Annotated in this window: 16 protein-coding genes; 5 read left to right on the plus strand and 11 right to left on the minus strand. The window is 72.3% G+C overall.

The window, feature by feature from the left end; translation table 11 throughout:
• Window positions 1–135: 135 nt before the first annotated feature.
• Entirely contained in the window at window positions 136–756 is a 621-nt protein-coding gene (locus HCJ93_RS22275) for a GNAT family N-acetyltransferase (RefSeq protein ID WP_309141477.1), read from the minus strand.
• A 135-nt stretch (window positions 757–891) separates the two neighbouring features.
• Window positions 892–2,949: an IucA/IucC family protein gene (locus HCJ93_RS22280; RefSeq protein ID WP_373563600.1), complete on the minus strand. Its 2,058-nt coding sequence runs from the start codon at window positions 2,947–2,949 to the stop codon at window positions 892–894.
• Between the two features lie 563 nt (window positions 2,950–3,512).
• Between HCJ93_RS22280 and HCJ93_RS22285 the strand changes: the two genes are divergently transcribed.
• On the plus strand, window positions 3,513–4,736 hold the full coding sequence (locus HCJ93_RS22285; RefSeq protein ID WP_167997558.1) for a trypsin-like serine peptidase: 1,224 nt from the start codon (window positions 3,513–3,515) through the stop codon (window positions 4,734–4,736).
• A 176-nt stretch (window positions 4,737–4,912) separates the two neighbouring features.
• Window positions 4,913–6,121 carry a trypsin-like serine peptidase gene (locus HCJ93_RS22290; protein WP_167997559.1) on the plus strand — a complete coding sequence of 403 codons (1,209 nt, stop codon included), beginning with the start codon at window positions 4,913–4,915 and terminating at the stop codon, window positions 6,119–6,121.
• 101 nt (window positions 6,122–6,222) lie between these two features.
• Here the strand turns inward: HCJ93_RS22290 and hflX are convergent, their stop codons facing one another.
• The 6 genes from hflX to miaA all read right to left on the minus strand — a co-directional run bounded on the left by hflX (window position 6,223) and on the right by miaA (window position 15,174).
• Window positions 6,223–7,716: a GTPase HflX gene (hflX, locus tag HCJ93_RS22295; RefSeq protein ID WP_167997560.1), complete on the minus strand. Its 1,494-nt coding sequence runs from the start codon at window positions 7,714–7,716 to the stop codon at window positions 6,223–6,225.
• Between the two features lie 465 nt (window positions 7,717–8,181).
• Window positions 8,182–9,759, minus strand: coding sequence for a M1 family metallopeptidase (locus tag HCJ93_RS22300; RefSeq protein ID WP_167997561.1), 1,578 nt, complete (start codon window positions 9,757–9,759; stop codon window positions 8,182–8,184).
• Window positions 9,760–10,144: 385 nt separating this feature from the next.
• The gene (locus HCJ93_RS22310) at window positions 10,145–12,394 is read right to left on the minus strand and encodes a RelA/SpoT family protein (protein ID WP_240967749.1); all 2,250 of its coding nucleotides are present in this window, start codon (window positions 12,392–12,394) and stop codon (window positions 10,145–10,147) included.
• A gap of 325 nt (window positions 12,395–12,719) precedes the next feature.
• Complete coding sequence (dapF, locus tag HCJ93_RS22315; protein ID WP_167997562.1) at window positions 12,720–13,589, minus strand: diaminopimelate epimerase; 870 nt, start codon at window positions 13,587–13,589, stop codon at window positions 12,720–12,722.
• Between the two features lie 34 nt (window positions 13,590–13,623).
• The gene (locus HCJ93_RS22320) at window positions 13,624–14,127 is read right to left on the minus strand and encodes a hypothetical protein (protein WP_167997603.1); all 504 of its coding nucleotides are present in this window, start codon (window positions 14,125–14,127) and stop codon (window positions 13,624–13,626) included.
• 108 nt (window positions 14,128–14,235) lie between these two features.
• The gene (gene miaA / locus HCJ93_RS22325; protein WP_167997563.1) at window positions 14,236–15,174 is read right to left on the minus strand and encodes a tRNA (adenosine(37)-N6)-dimethylallyltransferase MiaA; all 939 of its coding nucleotides are present in this window, start codon (window positions 15,172–15,174) and stop codon (window positions 14,236–14,238) included.
• A 181-nt stretch (window positions 15,175–15,355) separates the two neighbouring features.
• On the opposite strand from miaA, the gene HCJ93_RS22330 reads away from it, so the two are divergent.
• Both HCJ93_RS22330 and HCJ93_RS22335 read left to right on the plus strand, forming a co-directional pair.
• Window positions 15,356–15,682 carry a hypothetical protein gene (locus HCJ93_RS22330; protein WP_167997564.1) on the plus strand — a complete coding sequence of 109 codons (327 nt, stop codon included), beginning with the start codon at window positions 15,356–15,358 and terminating at the stop codon, window positions 15,680–15,682.
• 21 nt (window positions 15,683–15,703) lie between these two features.
• Entirely contained in the window at window positions 15,704–15,973 is a 270-nt protein-coding gene (locus HCJ93_RS22335) for an antitoxin (RefSeq protein ID WP_167997565.1), read from the plus strand.
• Window positions 15,974–16,159: 186 nt separating this feature from the next.
• Here the strand turns inward: HCJ93_RS22335 and HCJ93_RS22340 are convergent, their stop codons facing one another.
• The 3 genes from HCJ93_RS22340 to HCJ93_RS22350 all read right to left on the minus strand — a co-directional run bounded on the left by HCJ93_RS22340 (window position 16,160) and on the right by HCJ93_RS22350 (window position 19,145).
• Window positions 16,160–16,891 carry a class III extradiol dioxygenase subunit B-like domain-containing protein gene (locus HCJ93_RS22340; RefSeq protein ID WP_167997566.1) on the minus strand — a complete coding sequence of 244 codons (732 nt, stop codon included), beginning with the start codon at window positions 16,889–16,891 and terminating at the stop codon, window positions 16,160–16,162.
• Between the two features lie 175 nt (window positions 16,892–17,066).
• Entirely contained in the window at window positions 17,067–18,584 is a 1,518-nt protein-coding gene (gene miaB, locus HCJ93_RS22345) for a tRNA (N6-isopentenyl adenosine(37)-C2)-methylthiotransferase MiaB (protein ID WP_167997567.1), read from the minus strand.
• A 144-nt stretch (window positions 18,585–18,728) separates the two neighbouring features.
• Window positions 18,729–19,145 (minus strand): pyrophosphohydrolase domain-containing protein, encoded by a 417-nt coding sequence (locus HCJ93_RS22350; protein WP_167997568.1) that lies wholly within the window; start codon window positions 19,143–19,145, stop codon window positions 18,729–18,731.
• Between the two features lie 130 nt (window positions 19,146–19,275).
• On the opposite strand from HCJ93_RS22350, the gene HCJ93_RS22355 reads away from it, so the two are divergent.
• Window positions 19,276–20,271, plus strand: coding sequence for a TAXI family TRAP transporter solute-binding subunit (locus HCJ93_RS22355; protein WP_167997569.1), 996 nt, complete (start codon window positions 19,276–19,278; stop codon window positions 20,269–20,271).
• Window positions 20,272–20,280: the final 9 nt, after the last annotated feature.

Below are 20,280 nucleotides of genomic sequence, written 5' to 3' on the forward strand. Positions count from 1 at the left end.
GGGCTCACCGGGTGATCCCGGCGGGTCTGGGGCATCCGCGACGGTGATCACGAGGCGGGAAGAATTTCCTCCGACCGGGCTGGAACCGATCCGGCGCCTGCGGTGTACCAGATGTGAAAGCGCGCTGACACTGCGCTACAGCCGATGACGCAGAGACCGGTCCCGGATCATCAGGGCCGCCCGCTTGTCGGGCAGCTCGACCTCCGCGGAGAGCCGGAAGCCGGCGGAAAGGAAAGCAGCGATGGAAGCGGTATTGCGCAGGTCGGGCTCCGCGAGCACGCGTCTGCACTCCGGCCTGCGGTCGAGGATCAGGTCGGCCACGGCCCTGATGAGCACACCACCCAGGTGCCGCCCCCGGTCCCGGGCGCGACCGATCAGCAGATGAATGCCCATGTCGTGCGGCAGGACGGCGCAGTGGCGGGCCAGCGGATCGAGGTCGGCCCGGTAGATCTCCCAGTAGCTCATCGGCTCACCGTTGAGCAAGCCGAGGCATGGCGCGCTGCGTCCGTCGCCGCCGATCTGAGCCCGTAGATGGCCGGCGGTGACGGAAGGAGGCCCGGCCAGCCCCCAGAACGCGGCGACCGCGGGGTCGTTCATCCAGCGCCACAGCAGGGGCAGGTCGTGTGCCAGGCGGACGGGGGCGAGGCGGAAGCTGCCCACGGCGGTGCGCACCGGGCCCCAGTCACCGACGTCGTCGAGCAGCCCATCGCGGGGGGCGTCGGGGCCGCCGTCGGCGGTCGCATCGGGGAGAGCCACGAGGACGCTCCTTCCAGGAGGTGGAAGAGCCAGGAGGTCGAGAGTCAGAGGTGAGAGAAGAGGTGGAGGCCCAAGGGGTGAAAGAAGGAACGGGCAAGAGGCGGACCAGCGGCGCCAGGACTGAGCAGCGGCAGATCAGGCTCGAAGGGGATTGGCGATGGTGACGTAGACGGACTGGGTGTCGACGGGGCCGATCAGCTCGTCGAGGCCATGCAGCCGGGTCAGCAGGTTGGCCTTGCAGCGCAGTACCGGTGAGTCGAGCAGCCGCGCGGGCAGGGTGCTGCGCGTCCGGCCGGGACCATGGGACAGCTCCTCGAGGAACCGGCGGAAGGTGGCGAGCAGCAGGCGCTCGTCGGCGAGGCACTGGGAGCCGAACGCGCCGATGAGGCCGAAGACGTTGTTGATGGCGAGGTAGTAGGTGAACCGCTCGTCCGTGACGTCGTCGGAGACGAAGGTGTCGCTCTCCCGGCCGATACCGGGCAGCCTGGCGTCGAGTTCCGGGCGCCGGGAGTCGCGGAAGTAGTAGCCCTGGTTGTCGCGGTACCGGCCCCCCGCGGGCCAGCCCTCGGTGTCCAGCAGAACCAGGGTGTTCTGCTGATGCGCCTCCAGAGCGACGCCGGCCTCCCCGTCCAGCCAGAGCACGGGGCCCACCACCTGGTGCAGATAGCGCAGGAACCACTGGACGGCGACGACCGGGCGGGGCCGGCCGGTCCGGGCGGCGAGACGCGTGACGAGTCCGGCCAGCCTCGACGACATGCGCGGCATGCGCTGAGCGGGCGCCTCGATGTCACGGACGGTGCCTGCGGGCGTGCCTGGGCCGGAGCCCTGCCCGGTGCGGGGGCGAGGTGAGAGAAGCCCGGCCACGCAAACCACGTCGTCCTCGGGACGGAACGGGTTGTGCCGGATCACGGCATCGAGGCCGGGCACGGGTTCGCCGTCCACGGTGTCCACGGCGATCCACGCCGGGTCACGGACGATGTCGAAGCCTGGGTGCGCTGCCTGCCACTGCTGGGCGAAACCGGTGCGCAGCAGGCGGTGGACCTCGACGCCGCGGTGGAGTTCCTTGCGGAGGTTCTCCCTGCGGGAGTTGGTGATGCGCAGTCCGAGCGAGAGCTTCAGCATCGCCGGAGCGCCGGTGCGGTGGACGGTACGTACGGAGGAGGTGGGATGCCAGGGGCTGCCGTGGCTGCCGAGCGGGCGCAGCAGCCCGGTGTCCAGCAGCGCTGCGACCTCGGGGCGTTGCTGGAGCTCGCGCCACTGCCAGGGGTGCACGGGGAGGGCCGTGCAGCCGTCCGGCAGGGGAAGTCCGGGGCCGGCGAGACGCTCGGTGAGACGGGCCGCGGGGACGCGGCGTCCGCCTTCGGTCCAGGCGGAGTCGGAGACGAGAACGGAGGGGGCGATGGCCACCCAGTGCAGGGGGAAGGCACCGCGCAACTCGGGTGAGTACGGCGCTGCTTCGGCGTCCGAGAGGCCCTCGCGGCTCTTCGGGGCCGGATGGAAGGGGTGTCCGAGGAGGAGTGCCTGTTCCGCGGTGAGGAAGAGGTCGGGGCCGTCGTCGGGGTGGTTACGGCGGTCGGTGAGAAAGGTGGCGGTGCGGCGCACGGAATCGGCGACGCGGGCCACGAGGTCGGTGCCGCCGTCGGGGGTGCGGCCTTCGGCGCCGCCGTCGGGGGCGCCGGTGCCCGCGTCGGGGACGCGGTGTCCGGTCGCGGCACGAGTCCGGTCGTCGCCCGGCGCCTGGGGACGGCCGGTCGCGTCGGCGGCCTCCCTGCTGAGCAGGGCGGCGACCAGAGTGGCGTCGGCAGGCGGTGCGTTGTGCGGGGCGTGGGCCAGGCGGGGATGGCCGAAGCGGTGCCATCCGGTCGGGGACCAGTACCGGACGGGGACGAGCAGGGCCGTGCCGCTGGTCGGCAGGGGGATGTGCAGCGTGGACCCGTCGGGGGCGGGCAGGCCGGCTTCGCGGACCCAGCAGCGCAGCAGGTTCTCCACTCCCGCGGTGTCGGCCGCACGGTACGCGTCGGGGTGCTCCAGGGGGTCCGGCGCCGGGTCCCGGTACCCGTCGGCGTCCTGGGGCGCGTCCGCCTGGTGCGGCAGCACAGAGCCGGCGGAGCGGGCCGCGCCGTCCCTGTCGCCCGGGCCGGAGTTCCCCGCCCGGGGTGAAGTGCGGTCGTGCGGGGTGGGGATGGGCTGCAAGGCGGCTCCTCGTGGGGTCGGTCGGCCGGGTGCCGACGGGTTTCGGGGGCGTCCGGTGGCCGTGGTCGCTGCTTGCGGGCGACCGGGCGGCGTATCGCCGCGGACGAGCAACCGGCGTATTCGATGGGCCGGCCCCGGGCGCCGGCCGCTCGTTCCCCTCGGGCACGGGCCACGGCCAGGGGGCAGGACTGCGTCACGAGCGGGCGTCTGCGCGGAGTGGGGCGGGCGCGGCTTCCCCGGCATTCCCCGTCCCGGGCCTGCTCTGGAGGATTCCGCCATCGCTCTCCGCCCTCCGCCTGTCCCGGGCCGGCCACAGCTGGGGGTTCCGTGCGCGGACGGCGGTCCCCCACCGCTACCAACCGGTGACGGTCGAGCCGGTTACGGGTTGCCGCAAGATCCGTGCCGTGACGGAACCGTTGCCGTTCCGTCGGAAGTCCCCCACAGCGACCGCATAGTGTGTGGTGCCGTTCCAAGACCGCGAGCCGGTCCGGACTCCACACGGGGGGCGGGGGTGGCGAAGCGGTCCAAGCACCACGTTCGTCCACTTCAGGGGGATTCACATCATGCGACTCACACGGCCGTCTTCCATCACGCGCAGAGGGGGCAGGCCGCGCCGCAGAACCTCCCCTGTCCTGGCCGCGGTCGCGCTGGCCTCCGCTCTCGCGCTCACCGTCACGGGGTGTGAGTCGGATGAGGAGACGGCCGCGGGCGGCGAAGCCTCCGCGGCGGCCACGTCCGACGACGACAAGCTCAAGATCCCCGACGACATCCGGGACCGGCTCAAGGAGCACGGGATCGACATCGACAAGTGGAAGGACGGGGCCTGGAAGGACTGGAGCAAGGACGACTGGCTGCGCGAGGCCAACGACTTCATCAACCCGATCATCGAGGGCCTGTGGGACCCGGATCGCATGCGGGACGCGGAGGAGCCGGAGCAGGAGGTCGACGAGAGCGACATCTCCGGTGACCAGGGCGTGACGGACCCGACCCCGCAGCCGGTGAAGGCGAAGTCCGTGCCGCCGAAGTACCACGCCAACGCACCCACGGCGGGGAAGGTGTTCTTCGACTCTCCCGAGGGCACGATGGTCTGCTCCGCGACGGTCGTGAAGGACCCGGCGAACCCGGGCAAGTCCAACCTGGTGTGGACGGCCGGCCACTGCGTGCACGCGGGCAAGAAGGGCGGCTGGTACCGCAACATCGCGTTCGTGCCGTCGTACAACGACGCCGGCCGGTCGGCGAAGGAGCTGGAGGGCGCCACCAAGGAGGAGGTCGCTCCGTACGGCGTCTGGTGGGGCGACTGGGCGCAGACCTCGGACCAGTGGATCGAGCAGGGCGGCGCGACCGGCGGTGACGGCGCCTCGTACGACTACGCCGTGATTCATGTGACGCCGGAGAAGGGCGGCAACGGCAAGTCGCTGGAGGAGACGGTCGGTTCGGCGCTTCCGGTGAACTTCGACGCGCCGGCGGTGCCCAGCATCGAGAGCATGACCGCGATCGGATACCCGGCCGCGCCCCCGTACGACGGGCAGACGCTGTACCAGTGCCAGGACAAGCCGGGCCGGCTGTCGATCAACGCGGGTGACCCGACGATGTACCGCATCGGGTGCAGCATGACGGCCGGTTCCTCCGGTGGCGGCTGGATCGCCACGGGTGCGGACGGCAAGCCCGCGCTGGTGTCCAACACCTCCATCGGCCCGATCACCTCCGGGTGGCTGGCCGGCCCGCGGCTCGGCAAGGAAGCCAAGGGCATCTACCAGGCGGTCAGCGACAAGTTCGCCGGTCAGTGACCGCCACTCTCGCCGGTCACCCGACCCGGCACTCCCTTCCGCTCGCCGTCCGGCGGGCGGAAGGGGCCCGCGGGGGCTCCGGTCACCGCGTCCGCCACGCGCGTCCCTGAGGCTCGGCGCGGCGGGTCATGTCCCATGCAGTAACGACAATCCGCTCCAACGGGGGTCATCGCAGCATGCGTTCCATAGGTACGTCCGCTCCGCGCAGGCGTGGGCGTCGCGGCGTCGTCGCCGCCACCGGACTCGTCGCCGCCCTGGCGCTCACCGCGACCGCGTGCGGTGGTTCGAGTGAGGACCAGGCGAGCGGCAAGCCGGAGGCCACCACCTCCCAGGCCGCCGACAACGACACCGGCGAGGTCCGCATCCCGTCCGACATCGCCGACCGGCTCAAGGAGCACGGCATCGATGTGGACAAGTGGAAGGAGGGGGGCTGGAAGGACTGGGACAAGGACAAGTGGCTCCGTGAGGCGAAGGACTTCGTCAACCCGGTGATCGAGGGCCTGTGGAAGCCGGAGCGGATGATGTCCGCGAAGGAGGCCGACAAGCGGATCACCACCAAGGACGCCTCAGCCGACCAGGGCGTGAGCGACCCGGAGCCGGCGCCGGTCACCGCGCAGGCCGAGAAGACGCCGTACCACCGCAACGCCGCCCCGGTGGGCAAGGTGTTCTTCGACTCCCCGGAGGGCCCGAGCGTCTGCTCCGGCACGGTCATCAAGGACGTGAACCACCCGGGCAAGTCGAACCTGGTGTGGACCGCGGGCCACTGTGTGCACGCCGGCGGCAACGGCGGCTGGTACCGCAACCTGGTCTTCGTCCCGGCCTACAACGACTACGGCAAGTCCGAGGCCGACCTCAGCAACGCGAACCCCACGGAGATCGCCCCGTACGGCAACTGGTGGGCGGATTGGGCCGCGACCTCCAACGGCTGGATCAAGGGCGGCTCGGAGACGGGCGGTGCGGGCGCGGCGTACGACTACGCGGTACTGCATGTGAAGCCGGAGCAGGGCAGCAAGTCCCTGGAGGAGACGGTCGGCGCGGCGCTGGACGTGGACTTCTCCGCTCCGTCCGCGGCAGAGGCGGGCAGGATGGGCGCCTGGGGCTACCCGGCCGCCCCGCCCTACAACGGCCTGAAGATGTTCAAGTGCCTGGACACGCCCGGCCGTCTCTCGCTCAGCTCGAACCTGCCGACGATGTACCGCATCGGCTGCACCATGACGGGCGGCTCCTCCGGTGGCGGCTGGTTCCGGGTGCTGAACGGCAAGACGGTGCTGGTGTCCAACACTTCCATCGGCCCGCTGGACAACACCTGGCTGGCCGGTCCGCAGCTGGGCCGGGACGCCGAGGCGCTGTACCAGAACATGAGCAAGAACTACGGCGGTCAGTGACCCCGGCGCGCGAGAGCGCGTCCCGCACCGGCCGGGCATGAAGAGGGCCCGCCCCCTGCCGGAGCAGGGGGCGGGCCTTCGCGCTGAGCCGGTCGGCCGGATCAGCCGGCCGTGGCCGGCACGTACGGGGCGAGCTCCGAGGCGAGTTCCTGGTGCACCCGGACCTTGAGCAGGGTGCCCTCCGCGGTGTGCTCCTCGGAGATCACCTCGCCCTCGTCGTGGGCGCGCGCCACGAGCTTGCCGTGGGTGTACGGCACGAGCGCCTCGATCTCCACCGCGGGGCGGGGCAGCTCGCTGTCGATCAGGGCCCGCAGCTCGGCGATGCCCTGGCCGGTGCGCGCGGAGACCGCGATGGAGCGCTTCTCCACCCGCAGCAGCCGCTGCAGGGTGAGCGGGTCCGCCGCGTCCGCCTTGTTGATCACGACGATCTCCGGCACGTCGGTGGCACCGACGTCCCTGATCACCTCGCGCACGGCGGCCAGCTGCTCCTCCGGGTTCGGGTGGGAACCGTCCACCACGTGCAGGATCAGGTCGGCGTCGGCGACCTCCTCCATGGTGGAGCGGAACGCCTCGACCAGGTGGTGCGGCAGGTGCCGCACGAATCCGACCGTGTCGGCCAGCGTGTAGAGCCGGCCGCTCGGGGTCTCGGCCCGGCGCACGGTCGGGTCGAGGGTCGCGAACAACGCGTTCTCGACCAGCACGCCCGCGCCGGTGAGGCGGTTGAGCAGCGAGGACTTTCCGGCGTTGGTGTAGCCCGCGATGGCGACGGACGGCACCTTGTTGCGCCGGCGCGTCTGGCGCTGGATGTCGCGGCCGGTCTTCATCTCCGCGATCTCCCGGCGCATCTTCGCCATCTTCTCGCGGATCCGGCGACGGTCCGTCTCGATCTTGGTCTCACCGGGACCGCGGGTGGCGAGGCCGCCGCCCTTGCCGCCGCCCATCTGCCGGGACAGCGACTGACCCCAGCCGCGCAGCCGCGGCAGCATGTACTGCATCTGCGCGAGCGAGACCTGCGCCTTGCCCTCTCGGGACTTGGCGTGCTGGGCGAAGATGTCCAGGATCAGGGCCGTGCGGTCGATGACCTTGACCTTGACGACGTCCTCGAGGTGGATGAGCTGGCCAGGGCTGAGCTCACCGTCGCAGATGACGGTGTCCGCGCCCGTCTCGAGGACGATGTCGCGCAGTTCCTCGGCCTTGCCGGAGCCGATGTAGGTGGCCGCGTCGGGCTTGTCCCGGCGCTGGATCACGCCGTCGAGGACGAGGGCGCCCGCCGTCTCCGCGAGGGCGGCCAGCTCCGCGAGGGAGTTCTCCGCGTCCTGCACGGTTCCCGAGGTCCAGACACCGACGAGCACCACTCGCTCCAGCCGGAGCTGCCGGTACTCGACCTCGGTGACGTCCTCGAGCTCGGTGGAGAGGCCCGCGACGCGGCGCAGCGCCGCACGGTCGGCGCGGTCGAGCTGATCGCCGTCGCGCTCTCCGTCGATCTCGAAGCTCCAGGCGACGTCCTCTTCCATCAGGGCATCGGCCCGAAGGCCCTCGGGGTAGGTCTGCGCGAGGCGCTTGGAGTCCTGGGAAGGGGAAGAAGAGGAGGTCATTGGGTCCTTACGTCGATGGGAAACCGTTGGCGACGGACTGGAGCTTCGGGTACCTGTGCGGTACGCCGGAGCCGGTCGGGCGACCGGATCCGTCACTGTCCACAACGCGGGAGTGCCCCTCGGGATTCCCCGGGAGCCCCCTGCCGCGGGACCTGACGATGGTCGCACGGTACGACCCGTCTCGTCACCGTCTTATTTCCCGTGCCGGGCCGGGCCCAACCCGGTCGCCACGTCCGGGCACCCGAGTATCACGAGGCGTGTCCCGTCCTGCGCGGACCGCCCCGCACCGTCGCGGCCCTGCGGCGGCACGTGGGCGGCATTGCGTCACCGTGCAAGGCACCGTGTCCCGTGCGAGGCGCTGTGTCCCGTGCGAGGCGTTGCTCACCGTGTGCAGCGCAGCGTCACCATGCGGAGCGGTCCGGCACCGACTGTCCGAGGGCGATGGGCCCAGTGGGGCGGGAGGCGTCACCCCGCGCCGTGGTGATGCGCACCCGCGGGTGCGCCGGACGGGGTGGACTTCGCCGAGCGCTTCGTGGGCTTCCAGTCCGGGTGGCCCGGCATGGGCGGAGTCTTGGCGCCGTAGAGCCAGCCGTCCATGAAGGTGGTCAGGTCGCGCCCGGCGACCTCGGAGGCGAGCGACACGAAGTCGGCGGTGGAGGCGTTGCCGTCCCGGTACCGGGTGACCCAGCGGCGCTCCAGCTCCTCGAAGGCCGGGCGGCCGATCTCCTGGCGCAGGGCGTAGAGGACGAGTGCGGCGCCGCCGTAGACGTTGGGCCGGAAGATGCTGATCTTCTGGCCGGGCTTCGGTCCCTTGGGGGCGGCTGGCGGTCCCCCGGCGGCCCGCCAGCTGTCGCTGGCCTCGTAGGCGCTCTTCATCCGGGTGGTGAGGGACTTGCCGGCCTTCTCCTCCGCGTACAGGGCCTCGTACCAGGTGGCGTGCCCCTCGTTGAGCCACAGGTCCGACCAGGTGCGCGGGCTGACGCTGTTGCCGAACCACTGGTGGGCCAGCTCATGCACCATGATCGACTCCACGTACCACGCGGGGTAGGCGGGGTCGGTCAGCAGTTCCCGCTCGAAGAGGGACAGGGTCTGGGTCTCGAGCTGGAAGCCCGTGCTGGCGTCGGCCACCAGCAGGCCGTAGTTCTCGAAGGGGTACCGGCCGACCTTGGACTCCATCCAGGAGATCTGCTCCGGGGTCTTGGCCAGCCACGGTTTCAGCTCGCCCCGGTGCTCGGTGGGCACGACGTCGCGCAGCGGCAGCCCGTGCGGGCCGGTGCCGTGCAGCACGGTGGAGCGTCCGATGGACACCTGGGCGAGCTCGGTGGCCATGGGGTGAGCGGTCCGGTACGTCCAGGTGGTCGTCTTCCGGGTGCGCTCGATGCCGGCTCGCACGCCGTTGGCGACCACCGTGTACCCCTGCGGTGCGGTGACACGGAAGGTGAACAGCGCCTTGTCGGAGGGGTGGTCGTTGCTGGGGAAGACCAGGTGGGCGGCGTCGGCCTGGTTGGCCATGGCGAGGCCGTCCGTGGTGCGCACCCAGCCGCCGTCGCGGCCCTCGGCGGGCACCGGGTTGCTGGTGTGGCGCACGGTGATGCGGATCCGCTCACCCTCGGTCAGAGGCTCCTTGGGGGTGACCACGAGGTCCTCGCCGGCCTTGGCGAAGGCCGCAGCGGTGCCGTCGACCTCGACGGAGCGGACGGTGCCGTGCGCGAAGTCGAGGTTGATCCGCTCCAGGTCGGCGGTGGTCCGGGCGTCGATGGTGGTGACCGCCTGGAGCGGCTTGTCGTTGGTGCCGGGGTAGCTCAGGGCGATGTCGTAGGACACCACGTCGTAGCCGGGGTTGCCCAGGTGCGGGAAGAGGCGGTCGCCGACGCCGAGCGGCTGGGCCGGGGCGTTCGCGGCGACGAGGCAGACGGAGACGGCCGAGGCCAGCAGTGCGGTGGCGGTCCGGCCGCGCCGGGTACGCAGCAGCGGGACGGCCGGCGTGGGACGCGTGTCGGAGGCCCGGCTGGGGGCGGCTTGGCTGTGGGGAGTGAGCAGCATGGGCCCACGGCTATCAACGCGGCTGCGCCCCGCGGTGACGACGCGCTTCCGGCCCACTCGATCGGGTAATCGAATCAACTGCCGGGTGCGCCGAGTGCCGCCGCCGGGCGGCCCGAACGGGCGAGCGTGTGTCCGGCGCCTCAGCGGCCCCCGGGGGCGGCGTGGGCACCCGGCGGCATCCGGTGCGCGTGGCCGGGGTCCCGCGCGTGGCCGGGGTCCCGCGCGTGGCCGGGGTCCCGCGCGTGGCCGGGGTCCCGCGCGTGGCCGAGGTCCGGTGCCTGGCCGGGGCCCGGATCCTGGCCGAGGTCCGGTTCCTGGCCGGGATCCAGTGCGTGGTCAGGGCCCAGAGCCTGGCCGGGGTCCGGTGCGGGCGCCGAGGTCTTGCTCAGCGGGCCGGGGTCTGGGGCTGCGCGCGGCTCACGTCGTACACGCTGGGCACCTCGCGCATGGCGCGCATCAGTGCGGGCAGCCGGGCGGCGTCCGCGAGGTGCACGGTGTAGGTGTGGCGCACGTGCTGCTGGGCCGGCGGCTCCACCGTCGCGGAGACGATCTCGGCGCCCTCGGCGGCCATCGCCTCGGTGAGGTCGGCGAGCAGATGGGGCCGGACGAACGATTCCGCGACGAGAGTGACCCGGCATTCGGCGCCCTCGCCCCAGCGCACGCCGATCTCCGCGCGCCCCGAGTTCTTCATGCGCGCCACCGCCGCGCACTCGGCCCGGTGCACGGCCACCGCACCCCCGCGCACGACGAATCCGGTCACGTCGTCCGGTGGTACGGGAGTGCAGCACCCGGCCAGCCGCACGGGGGCACCGGGCCGGTCCACCAGCACCTGGGCCGCGGCGGAGCGATCGCCCGCGGGGCTGTCACCCGGTCTCGAGGTCTCCGCCCCGGAGCGCGGCGCCGCGGCCTTCCCGGCCCTCCCGGCATCTTTGGCCCCCTCGGCATCCCCGGCTTTCTGGTCCTCGCTCTCCGCCGCCTCGTCCCGGTCGGGGTGGGCGGCCAGCCAGCGCTGGATGGCGATGCGGGCCACGGGGGTGCGGGCGTGCTCCAGCCACTCCCGCGACGGCTCGGAGGCCGGGTCCTGGCCCATGAGGAGCTGAACGGTGTCGCCGTCCTTCAATACGGTGCTGAGGGTCGCCAGCCGGCCGTTCACCCGGGCCCCGATGCAGGCGTGTGCGTCCTCGCCGTAGAGGGCGTAGGCGGCGTCCACGCAGGTCGCGCCGTCGGGCAGGCCCAGGGTGCCGCCGTCGGGGCGGAAGACGGTGATCTCGCGGTCCTGGGCGAGGTCCTCGCGGAGGGTGGACCAGAAGGTGTCGGGGTCGGGTGCGGCCCGCTGCCACTCCAGGAGCCGGTCGAGCCACCCGGGACGGGTCGGGTCGGCGCGTTCGCCGTCGCTCGCGGACTGCTCCTCGGACGGTGCGGCGTAGGGGTTGCCCAGGGCGACGACGCCGGCCTCGGCGACCTTGTGCATCTGGTGGGTGCGGATGAGAACCTCGACGACCTGTCCGTCCTCGCGGGCCACCGCGGTGTGCAGCGACTGGTACAGGTTGAACTTCGGTACCGCGATGAAGTCCTTGAACTCGGAGACGACGGGCGTCATACAGGTGTGCAGCTCGCCCAGCACGCCGTAGCAGTCGGCGTCCTCGTTCACCAGGACCAGCAGGCGCCCGAAGTCGGCGCCGCGCAGCCTGCCGCGTTTGCGGGACACGCGGTGCACGGAGACGAAGTGGCGTGGCCGGATGAGGACTTCGGCGGTGATGTCGGCATCTCGGAGCACCTTGCGCACCTCGTCGGCCACCTCGGCGAGCGGGTCGTCGGCGCGGGCGGCGTTGCGGACGATCAGCTCCCGGGTCTGCTCGTACTCCTCGGGGTGCAGGATCGCGAAGACCAGGTCCTCGAGTTCGGTCTTGAGCGCCTGGACGCCGAGGCGTTCGGCGAGCGGGATCAGTACGTCGCGGGTCACCCTGGCGATGCGCTGCTGCTTCTCGGGGCGCATCACGCCGAGGGTGCGCATGTTGTGCAGCCGGTCGGCGAGTTTGATCGACATCACGCGGACGTCGTTGCCGGTGGCGACGAGCATCTTGCGGAAGGTCTCCGGCTCGGCCGCGGCGCCGTAGTCGACCTTCTCCAGCTTGGTGACGCCGTCGACGAGGTAGCGGACCTCCTCGCCGAACTGCTCGCCCACCTGATCCAGCGTCACATCGGTGTCCTCGACCGTGTCGTGGAGCAGAGAGGCCGTCAACGTCGTGGTCTCCGCGCCGAGTTCGGCGAGGATGAGAGTCACGGCGAGGGGGTGGGTGATGTACGGCTCGCCGCTCTTGCGCATCTGGCCACGGTGCGAGGACTCGGCCAACAGGTAGGCGCGGCGCAGGGGTTCGAGGTCTGCGTCCGGGTGGTGGGCACGGTGGGCCTCGACGACATGGCTGATGGCGTCGGGCAGCCGGTCGCGGGTGGTCCCGCCGCCGAGCAGCGCGGCACGGCCGAGCCGTCGCAGGTCCAGACGGGGACGGGCCTTCCTCCTGGTCCCGGCAGGTGTGGCACTGGCTCCGGCAGGTGTGGCATGACCCGACGTCACCGGGCCTGTGGCGGCGGCGTTCAGGGCGGGCGGGAGGGGATGCTCGGTCTCCGCGTTCATGGGCACCTCCGGCTGGTCGACCGGCGGACGGGCGCCCCAGGGCGGACTCGGGCTGAGGGAACGGTGGTTGTCCCCCGTCCGGGCCGGTGCTTGATGCTATCGAGCCGAGGACGCGCGGCTGACCGCCTCTCGGATAGCGTGAAACGGATCACCCATTCGAGCGACGACCGGATCGCGCCAGGGTGTCGCCGGCCGAGGGTCGTCGGGGGTGCCTGCGATCCGGATCGCCTCCGCTCGGGGGCAGGCCCGGATCGCCTCCGCTCGGGGCAGGCCTCGCCGCTGCGTCCGGCCGTACGGCCGGACGCAGCGGCGAGGCCTGCCGCCGTCAGCGCACCGCGTTCTCCAGCCACTCCGCGTCGATCTCGCCCTCGGCCACGATCACGGCCGGGCCGGTCATCTCGATCTCGCCGTCGGGGCGTTCGGTGATCACCAGCGTGCCACCGGGGACGTCCACGGTGTACGTGGCGGGGGTGCCGGTGACGGCCGGATCGACGCCGTCGCGGCGGGCGGCGGCCACGGCGACCGCGCAGGCGCCCGTGCCGCAGGAGCGGGTCTCGCCGGCGCCGCGCTCATGGACGCGCAGCGCGACGTGGTTGGGGCCGCGGTCCACGACGAACTCCACATTGACCCCGTCCGGGTAGGCGGAGGCGGGGCTGAAGGACGGCGGCGCGAGCAGGTCGCCCGCGTGAGCCAGGTCGGCCACGAAGGCCACGGCGTGCGGGTTGCCCATGTTGACATTGCGGGCGGGCCAGCTGCGCTCGCCGACCCCGACCGTGACCTCACCCTCGGGCAGCCGTGCCTTGCCCATGCCGACGGTGATGTCCCCGTCCTTGGCGATGTGCACGGTCTTGACGCCGCCGCGGGTGGCTACGGCGAGGTCTCCCTCGGTCACGTGCCCGGCGCGCTGGAGGTAGCGCGCGAACACGCGCACGCCGTTGCCGCACATCTCGGCGACGGAACCGTCGCCGTTGCGGTAGTCCATGAACCACTCGGCCTCGTCCGCCATGGCCCGGGCCTCCGGATGCGCAGCGGACCGCACCACGTGCAGCAGCCCGTCGCCGCCGATGCCGGCGCGGCGGTCGCACAGGGCGGCCACGGCGGCGGGAGGCAGGTCGACGGTGTTGTCGGGGTCCGGGACGATCACGAAGTCGTTCTCGGTGCCGTGCCCCTTGAGGAAGGCGATCCGCGTGCGCATTCCTCGATCGTACGGGTTCGCCACCGCGGCCGGTTCAGCGGAGCCGGGCGACCCGCCAGACGGCCAGGGCCACCACCGCGGCCACCATCACGGCGTAGAGGGCCACCACCCGCCAGTCGGCCCTGCCCCCGGAGCCGCGGGCCGGCAGGCCGGGCCAGGTGTAGCCGACCCTGCGGGCGGCCATCATGCCCCATCCGGCCGCGCAGGAGCAGATCAGCAGACCCAGCATGGCGATGACCGCGCCGCTGTCGCCGAAGTCGAAGGCGAGCGGGAAGGCGAACATCAGGGAGCCGCCGGCGGCCAGTCCCACGATGGGGGCGAGCTGCCACAGGCGCAGGCGCCGCTGCGGGCGCAGCTCGACCTCGACCTCGTCGCCGCCCGCGAACACCTCCTCGGGCTCGGGGCCGTCGTCGCTGACCCCGCCCTGCGTCTCCTCGGGTCCGTCCGGGCTGAGACGGTCGTTCTCCTGCTCCGGCACCCCTGGCCCGGTGGTGAGGTGTTCGGTGCTTTGTGCGGTGTCGCGAGGGCCGGCCTCCATCGCCACGCGCCCTCCCAACTAGGACTCCACTTGGTCGATCGAAGCTCGATGATGGCACGGCCCCGCAGGCCCGGATGACGGCCTGGGCGTCCCGATGCCATGACGTGATCAGGCTGTAACCGGTCGTTCGATCAACGACAGCGCGCGCTGCGGAAGTTCCCCGCGGTCGGCCGCCGCCCCACTCAACCAATGCACCCGCGGGTCGCGCCTGAACCATGAATCCTGACGGCGCGCGAAGCGCTTGGTGGCACGGATCGTCTCGGCCCGCGCCTCCTCCAGGGTGCACTCCCCGGCGAGGGCGGAGAGCACCTGCTGGTAGCCGAGCGCGCGCGAGGCCGTACGCCCCTCGCGCAACCCCTGCGCCTCCAGTTCCCGCACCTCGTCGACGAGGCCCGCCTCCCACATCCGGTCGACCCGGCGGGCGATCCGCTCGTCGAGTTCGGGGCGGGAGACGTCGACGCCGATCTGGACGGTGTCGTAGACCGAGTCGTGGCTGGGCAGATTGGCGGTGAACGGCTGCCCGGTGATCTCGATCACTTCCAGCGCGCGGACGATCCTGCGGCCGTTGCTGGGCAGGATCGCCCGGGCGGCCTCGGGGTCGGCGGCGGCGAGCCGGGCGTGCAGCGCCCCGGAGCCGCGCAGCATGAGCTCCTCCTCCAGACGGGCCCTGACCTCGGGGTCGGTGCCGGGGAACTCCAGGTTGTCGACCGCGCCCCGGACATAGAGGCCGGAGCCGCCGACCAGGACGGGCCAGCGTCCCGCGGCGAGCAGCGCGTCGATCCGCTCCCGGGCCATGCGCTGGTACTCGGCGACGGACGCGGTCACGGTGACGTCCCAGACGTCGAGCAGGTGGTGAGGCACGCCGCCGCGCTCCTCGGGCGTCAGCTTGGCGGTACCGATGTCCATCCCCCGATACAGCTGCATGGAGTCGGCGTTGACCACCTCACCGCCGAGCTGCTGGGCCAGGAAAACACCCAGATCGGACTTTCCGGCCGCAGTCGGTCCGACGACGGCGATGACGCGGGGGGTGGAGGGTGCGCTGCTCACCCGTCCAGTCTCCCAAACCTCGAGCACCGCTCTCGATCGAGTTACGTGACGCGGCCGCCGCGGGGTCGTTGCCCGTTGCGAGGTTCCTGCCGCCGGATCACGAGGCGGCCGCCCGTGTCGCGCGAACGGACGCACCGGGCTGCGCGGGATGTCGCCCGCACGAGTAACGTATGGAGTTGATATGGGCGTTTTTGCACGGCTTCTCCGGAGGTCGAAGGCCACGGAGGAGGCGCGGACCGCCGGGACTCAGACGGGCGAGGCGGCAGCCGAGCCGAAGCAGGAGGACGCGGCCGGGACCGGCACCGAGGCCGCCGCGGGGAAGGGATCGTCCGAGGCGCCGGAGGCGAGCGAGCCGACTGCGGCGGAGACCGGCGAGGCCGAGGGCACGAAGAGCGCCCACAGCACCGAGGGTTCCGACAGCGGTCCGAGCGTCGAGAGCGTCGAGATCCCCAAGCAGCAGTCCTCCGAGGCGGCCGGCACCGGGACCGGTGAGGGCGCCCGCACATAACTGCCGCGAGGAAGGTGGACCATGAGTTTCCTGGACCGTATGAAGGACAAGCTGGGCCCGGCCAAGGGCAAGGTCTCGGACCTCGCACAGCAGCACGGGGACAAGATCCAGCACGGTCTGGACAAGGCCGCCAGGACCGTCGACCAGCGCACCAAGGGCAAGTACAGCGACCGGATCCAGTCGGGCACGGGCAAGGCCAAGCACGCCATGGAACGGCTCGCGCACAAGAAGGACGACGGCACGGACACGGGCGGCACCACGCCGCCGGCCGGTCCCCCGCCCGCCTCCTGAACGGCGCCACCGCACGACGGCAGCACATCGGCACGAAGACACGACAGCTCGACAGCTCGACAGCCCGGCAGCTCGACGGCTCGACGGCTCGACGGCTGGACAGCTCGACGGCATGAGACGGCGGACGGCCGCGAAGCCCGGCACAAGGCTTCGCGGCCGTCCGCCGTTTCGTACCTCAGCGCCGCACTACGACCAGCTCGCGACGATGTACCCGACCCCGTAGGGGGCGTCCTCATAGCGCAACGCGCCCTTCAGCGCGCCGGGTTCGGCCGCACCGGCCAGCACCTGCCAGGGGGCCCGGCCGGACACCTTCAGCTCGCGGGCCAGCTCGGTGTCCAGCGCGCGCAGGGCGCCGACGTCGGCGGCTCCCAGGGCCCGGGCGGCCTCCGCGTCGAACGGTGCCGCGCGCTCGTCCAGGTACCCCGGAGCCTTGAGCGTCCGGCAGGCGCTGGCGTCGCCCATCACCAGCAGCGCCACCCGATCGGCACGCGCGGCGATGTCCCGCCCCTGCAGAATGCACCGCTCGGGCGTCAGGGCCTCTCCGACGCCGACTCCCTCGAGCGGGGCGCCCCTCCAGCCGGCGTGCTCCAGCAGCCAGGCGCCCACGGCGAGCGCGTACGGCAGCAGCCGCCCGTCGGACGGAGCACCGCCGTCCGGCCCGCCGCCGGGGCGGCCGAGGCGTACGTCGAGATCCACGCCGAAGCCGCGGAAGGACCCCGCTGTGCCCTCCGGGTAGGTCTCGATCCGCGTGCTCTCCACAGGCCCGACGACCACCAGGCGGTCGGGCCGGGCGGCGGCGAGCACACCGAGTGCGTCCGTGCAGGCGGCACGCGCGGCGTCCAGCTCGGGGGCCGCGCCCGCGGCGACCTCGGGCACGAGCAGCGGCGGACACGGGCAGACTGCGGCGGCGACAAGCATGATCGGCAGCGTAGCTCGCCGCCGACCGGACCGCGCCATCGCGTGCACGGCCTGCGCACTGCCGGTGCGCCGGCTCGGAGGAGCCACCCGGTCGCCGGTGCGCCGCCGCGGCGAGCGGATCAGCCGGTCAGCCCGTCAGCCGCTCAGTGGGTGAACCGGTCAGTGGGTGAACCGGTCAGTCGCAGCCGCAGCCGCTCGCCGCCGCGGGCAGCGGCTCCGGAACGCCGACCTTCGGCAGGCCCAGCATCACGCCCGTGGGCTGCGCCGCCTGCTCGGCGTTCCGCTTCTCCCAGGCGTCGCCCGCGCGGGTGCGGCGCACGTCGAGCACGGGGCCCTCGGCGAGGAGGTGGTGCGGCGCCGCGTAGGTCACCTTCACGGTGACCATGTCGCCGGGGCGCACCTGCTGCTCCGGCTTGGTGAAGTGCACCAGGCGGTTGTCGGGGGCCCGGCCGGACAGGCGCTGGGTGGTGTCGTCCTTGCGGCCCTCGCCCTCGGCGACCATCAGCTCCAGGGTGCGGCCCACCTGCTTCTTGTTCTCCTCCCAGGAGATCTCCTCCTGGAGGGCGACCAGCCGCTCGTAGCGCTCCTGGACGACCTGCTTGGGGATCTGGTCGTCCATCTCGGCGGCCGGGGTTCCGGGGCGCTTGGAGTACTGGAAGGTGAAGGCCTGGGCGAAGCGCGCCTCGCGCACCACGTGCAGGGTCTGCTGGAAGTCCTCCTCGGTCTCGCCCGGGAAGCCCACGATGATGTCGGTGCTGATCGCGGCGTGCGGGATGGCCGCGCGGACCTTCTCGATGATGCCGAGGAAGCGCTCCTGCCGGTAGGACCGGCGCATCGCCTTCAGGATCGCGTCCGAACCGGACTGCAGCGGCATGTGCAGCTGGGGCATCACGTTCGGCGTCGCGGCCATGGCGGCGATGACGTCGTCGGTGAAGTCGCGCGGGTGCGGGGAGGTGAAGCGCACGCGCTCCAGGCCGTCGATCCTGCCGCAGGCGCGCAGCAGCTTGCTGAACGCCTCGCGGTCGCCGATGTCGGAACCGTAGGCGTTGACGTTCTGGCCGAGCAGCGTGATCTCGGAGACGCCCTCGGCGACCAGCGCCTCGATCTCGGCGAGGATGTCGCCGGGGCGGCGGTCCTTCTCCTTGCCGCGCAGCGCGGGGACGATGCAGAAGGTGCACGTGTTGTTGCAGCCGACGGAGATCGAGACCCAGGCCGCGTACGCGCTCTCGCGGCGGGTGGGCAGCGTCGACGGGAAGGCCTCCAGCGACTCGGCGATCTCGACCTGCGCCTCCTGCTGGACCCGGGCGCGCTCGAGCAGGACCGGCAGCTTGCCGATGTTGTGCGTGCCGAAGACCACATCGACCCAGGGGGCCCGCTTGACGATGGTGTCGCGGTCCTTCTGCGCCAGGCAGCCGCCGACCGCGATCTGCATACCGGGGCGACGCGCCTTCTTCGGGGCGAGGTGACCGAGGTTTCCGTACAGCTTGTTGTCGGCGTTCTCGCGGACCGCGCAGGTGTTGAAGACCACCACGTCGGCGTCGCCGTCGGAGCCCTCGGGGGCACGGACATAGCCCGCGTCCTCCAGCAGCCCGGCCAGGCGCTCGGAGTCGTGGACGTTCATCTGGCACCCGTAGGTGCGTACTTCATAGGTGCGCGTGCCGCCCGCTGACTGGCTCCGGTCGATGCTGCTCATGCATTACAGGGTAGGCGCTCTCCACCGTGCCCCCGGCCGCGCCGGCGGTGGCCCCGGCGAGGGGCACGCCCGCCCCCGGTGGGCCGGGGCCGGGCCCAAACGTGCGACAGGCTCAGCCGGCCCCGCGTCCCGCGGCGGGCTCGCTCAGCCGGCGTCCGGCTCGTCCTCCGGCACCCACCCCTGCCGGCGCAGCACCCCGGCCACGTCCGGCGCCTGGTAGTGGTCCCCCTTGAGGACCTTGCCGTCCGCGCGGCGGGTGACGGAGCCGTCCGGGCCCAGCTTGGTCATGTTGGAGCGGTGGATCTCGGCGATCACCTCGTCCAGGTCGATGCCGTGGACGAGGGCCGTGCCGTAGGCCGTGTACACGAGGTCGGCCAGCTCGTGGGCGAGCCGGTCCAGCGGGCCCTTGACCGAGACCTCGGCCACCTCCGCGGCCTCCTCGGCGAGCAGGTCCCCGCGGAAGGCGGCGAGCTCCGGCGAGACCTTGGTGGGCACGTCCCGGATGTCCAGCCCGAAGGCACGGTGGAATTCGCGGACCAGATGGACGGGCGATGAGCTCATGCGGCCGACTGTAGAGGAGCTTGGGCGGCGGGCTGCAATGGCCTGGTCGGCACTTCCCCGGCGGTCCCCTCCCGCCCCGCTGTGAGCCCCGCCCTGGTCAGCGGGTGTGCGGGCTGGCAGGATCGCGCCCATGTCCGTCGCGCTGTCCCGTATCGGCCGGCGCCGCGCCCTGCAGGGTGCGGCCGCCGCCGTCGTCGCGCTCGGACTGCTGCTGTGGTGGGTCGCCCCGTGGCGCGAGGAGCCGCCCGGCGGGACGGTCACGCTGAGCACCGGCACCCGCGCGGGGGTGTACCAGAAGTACGGCGAGCTGCTGCGCTCGTCCCTGGACAAGCACATGCCCGACCTCGAGGTGCGGCTGCTGACCAGTGACGGCTCGCAGGAGAACGTGCGGCGGGTGGCGACCGGGCAGGCCGACTTCGCGATCGCCGCGGCCGACGCGGTGCAGACGTACCGGCTGAGCGGGCGGGCCGGTGCCGACCGGCTGCGCGGGGTGGCCCGCCTGTACGACGACTACGTGCAGCTCGTCGTCCCGTCCGGCTCGGACATCCGCACGGTCGCCGATCTGCGGGGCAAGCGGGTCGGCATAGGGCCGCCCAAGTCGGGCGTCCGGCTGATCGCGAACCGCGTCCTCAAGGCGGCCGGCATCGACCCGGAGTCGGACATCCAGCCGTCCTCGGAGGGCATCGACGTCGGCCCCGAACGGCTCGGACACAGCCTGGACGCCTTCTTCTGGTCGGGCGGCGTGCCGACGGACGGGCTGAAGAAGTTCACCCAGAACTCCTCGCTGCGGTTCGTGCCGATCCCCCCGAGCCTGGTGGCCGAGCTGCACGAGCAGGGCGGCGGCACCCGGCACTACCGGGCGACCAACATGCCGGAGTCCGCCTACCCAGGGAGCCAGCACGGGGTGGCGGTGCCGACCCTGGCCGTGTCCAACCTGCTGATCACGCGCGCGGACGCGGACCCCCGGCTCACCGAGTGGGTGACCCGCATCGTGCTCAGGAGCCGGGACAACATCGGGGCGCATGTGCACTCGGCCCAGCTGGTCGATGTCCGCACCGCGATCTACACCGACCCGCTCCAGCTGCACGAGGGCGCCCGCAGCTATTACCGGTCGGTGAAGCCGTAGTACCCGGTG

It is taken from the genome of Streptomyces composti (genome assembly GCF_012034205.1).
GTDB lineage: Bacteria > Actinomycetota > Actinomycetes > Streptomycetales > Streptomycetaceae > Streptomyces > Streptomyces composti.